General features: G+C 63.3%; 5 protein-coding genes. 2 read left to right on the top strand and 3 right to left on the bottom strand.

The annotated features are described in order from the left end of the window. Positions 1-587: TonB-dependent receptor plug domain-containing protein (locus tag AC1DSN_RS20605; protein WP_477332562.1), on the bottom strand; the 587-nt coding region annotated here is incomplete at its 3' end. A gap of 383 nt (positions 588-970) precedes the next feature. Here AC1DSN_RS20605 and AC1DSN_RS20610 point away from each other — a divergent pair. Beyond that, positions 971-1420 (top strand): YybH family protein, encoded by a 450-nt coding sequence (locus AC1DSN_RS20610; protein WP_477295218.1) that lies wholly within the window; start codon positions 971-973, stop codon positions 1418-1420. Further along, complete coding sequence (locus tag AC1DSN_RS20615; protein ID WP_477295221.1) at positions 1390-2001, top strand: helix-turn-helix domain-containing protein; 612 nt, start codon at positions 1390-1392, stop codon at positions 1999-2001. The genes AC1DSN_RS20610 and AC1DSN_RS20615 overlap by 31 nt, the downstream gene beginning before the upstream one ends. A 44-nt stretch (positions 2002-2045) precedes the next feature. Here the strand turns inward: AC1DSN_RS20615 and AC1DSN_RS20620 are convergent, their stop codons facing one another. After that, positions 2046-2615 (bottom strand): hypothetical protein, encoded by a 570-nt coding sequence (locus AC1DSN_RS20620; RefSeq protein ID WP_477295223.1) that lies wholly within the window; start codon positions 2613-2615, stop codon positions 2046-2048. Beyond that, positions 2615-3069: toprim domain-containing protein (locus AC1DSN_RS20625; RefSeq protein WP_477332564.1), on the bottom strand; the 455-nt coding region annotated here is incomplete at its 5' end. The genes AC1DSN_RS20625 and AC1DSN_RS20620, both read right to left, overlap by 1 nt.

The following is a 3069-nucleotide window of genomic DNA, read 5'->3' on the forward strand; positions in this document are numbered from 1 at the left end:
GTCTTGATGCGCGCCTCGACGGAGTCCAGGTCCGGCTGGACGGTCACGTACTTGACCGTACCGCCCATGGAGCTGGATCCGTAGATCGTACCCTGGGGTCCGCGCAGCACTTCGACGCGGTCGATGTCGAAGATCGAAGGGTCGATGACGCCTCGCGTCGACAGCAGGGCGGCATTGCTCGATGCCGCGATAGGCACGTCGTCGAGGTAATAGCCGACGGTGGCGGCGGAGCCTGCGCTCGACGAGATGCCACGAATGATCAGGTTATTCTCGCCGGGGCCTGACGAAGCGACGGTCAGCGACGGCGCGATGCGCGCCAGGTCGACGAGGCTGGTCACGCCCTGGCGCTCGAGCTGTTCGCCGGTCAGGGCGGTCATGCTGATCGGCACCTTCTGGATATCCTGCTCGCGTTTGGCGGCAGTGACCGTGATGCCTTCGAGGGTCTGCGGCGTGTCGGATGCCTGGGCTTTTTTCTTGTCGGCGGCGGTCGTGGAGGTGGTCGCGTCCTGCGCGCTGGCAGCACCTGAGGCCAGGGCCACGGATAACAAAGCTGTGTAGAGAAGTGTGCGCTTGAGATCTTGGTTCATGGGACTCCCCCGAAATAAACGTACATACCTTTCCCGCACGCTCTTCAATGAGAGCGTGTTCTTGAGTTCGTGTGCTTTGCCCCTGGACGTCGAAGCCATGGACTGACCCATGGGCGACGGCCCTTGCTCGGTTGATGCCGGAGGTCCCTGACCGGCTGCGCCCTGGTTACCCTGGCACCGGATGTCTAGCCGTCTGAACCGCGATTGCTGCGGTGCATCGTCCTTGATTCCGATCAGATCAAAAAGTTTTGATGGCGTCAAGCTTTTACGTTACGATCAGGTTGCAATCGCAATTAGCCGCCTAAAAGGGTCCCGACCGATGCCGTCCGCTTTGCTGGTCGCCACCGGCGGAAGAGCTACTTATCCGATGCTCCAGGGGTGCCATGAAAACGATGTCCGTTCTGTTCTGCGCGCTGAGCGCAGTGGCGACAACTGCCGCCGTGTCGGCTGAAGCGCCCGCCGTGCCGCCCTCCCAAGCCATCAAGCACGCGCTCGACGCCAGCGCCGCGGCGTGGTCGGCCGGTGACCTGAAGACCTTCATGGAATGCTACGAGCGAGCCCCGGGCACCCGCTACGTGAGCTCGAGCGGCACCATCGTGGGCTACGATGCGATCGAAGCGATGTATGCCTCGCGCTTCCAGAAGCCCGGCGCCAGCTTCGGCAAGCTCACCCTGGAGTTGATCGACGTCAAGCCGCTTGGTTCCCAGTACGCCTTCGTGGTCGGTCGCTACCACCTCAAGCCGGACGCCGGCGCCGAGGTGTCGGGAATCACGACGCTGCTGTTCCACAAGGTCGGCACGCGATGGCTTATCAGCAGCGACCACAGCTCGTAACGATGGCGGCCGCACAGGCGACGCCGGATAAAGCAGCGGGGCTCAGCATCGGCTCCGCGATTCGTGACCGACGACGCGGCCTGGGGCTCACCCTGCAAGGCCTCGCCAATAGCTCGGGCCTCTCCATACCGTTTCTCTCGCAGGTCGAGAGGAACCTTGCGCACCCGTCGCTGCTGTCACTGGAGGCCATCGCCCAGGCGCTGCATGTCGATGTCGACTACTTCGTCGCCGTTCCCACGCCGGGGCAGATCGTCTGCCGGGCCGACGAGCACGACCGGATCGACCTGGAATCGCCGGTGGTCTACGAGCGCCTGAGCGGTCGGCATGCCGAGCGAAAGATGGAAGCGCTCCGGCTGACCGTACCGCCCGGCCTGGTAGCGCCCACAATCCATCGGGAAGGGGAGGGCTTCTGGTACATCCTGAGCGGCGCACTCGAAATGACGGTTGGCCGGAAGAAATTCGTCCTGAACGCCGGCGACAGCGCGCACTTCGACCAGCGGCACCCGTACAGCATGCGCAATGCAGGGAAGTCCGTAGTACGCATGATCTGGGTGGGTACGCCGGCGATATTCAAGGACTGAGGGCATCGCGGAAGCAGACCATGGCGGGTAGCCGCAGTTTCATGTCAGCGTCTTCGTATCTCGCTAAGCATGTTGCAGAACAGTGCTCCCTGTTCGAGCGCGTCGTCGAGCGCGACGTGGTTGTGTGGCAGTTCGTCGAACCAGCGCCGGGGCATGGCATTCTTGGTGCTTCGCCGATAGTCCTTGCGTAGCAGCACCATGGCCATGGTCTTGATGTCGAGTGCGGAAAAGCTGAAAGGGCTGCGCCCGGCAAAGCGGATCAGGTACCAGTACACGAACATGAAATCGAACGCCGCCGGGTAGCCAACGAACACGGGCGATCCTGGCAGCGCCTCCAGCCATTCGGCGTATTCCGTCATGGCTGCCTGAGGGGAGCGAGGTTCATGACGCGTCGCCTGCCAGGCTTCGGGGTGGTTGTCCCACCATGCCAGCGTGTCGGGGTGGCCCTTCGCGTCGGGCAGCAATTCGAGGTTTGCCGTAAACGTACCCAGGAGCGTCTTGTCAGCGGTATAGGCGGCCGATGCGAAGCTGAGCATTGAATGCGGGCCGGGAATCGGGCCGTCGACTTCGACGTCGGTACTTACGTAGATTTCRGGACGGGAGGAATCGCTCATCAGCTAGTTGTAGCACGGGCCTGGAGGCTTTCACGGAGCCAGCGGGTAAGGGCAGCCGGACCGCGCTTGATCAGCGCCGTGTTCCAATCCTTGCAATGAGCTGGCGGCAACAGTCGGTGCGTCGTCGAGCGCCGCAAGTGCCGGATGTAGTGCGCCACCTCTCGTTCGCCGGGCGCATTGGCGTCGAAAGCCAACCACACGCTGCGCCCCGAGCAGGCCTCTGGGAGCCACGGCGCCCAACGTCCGACCGTGGCGACGCTGTCCCAGCCGCATACCGCCAGCGACAAGACATCGAAAATGCCCTCCACGAGAATCATTGGCTCGCTGCGCCAGCCTGCGCCCGAGGCGGCCACACCGCCACCGGAGCCGATAGTGAACATCTTGTCCTGCCCACGCCGGGTTTCGAGATAGCGGCCATGCAACGAGGTCAGCCGTGCCTCACGCTCGTACATGC

Source organism: Luteibacter sp. P4_D7_3 (genome assembly GCF_056401735.1).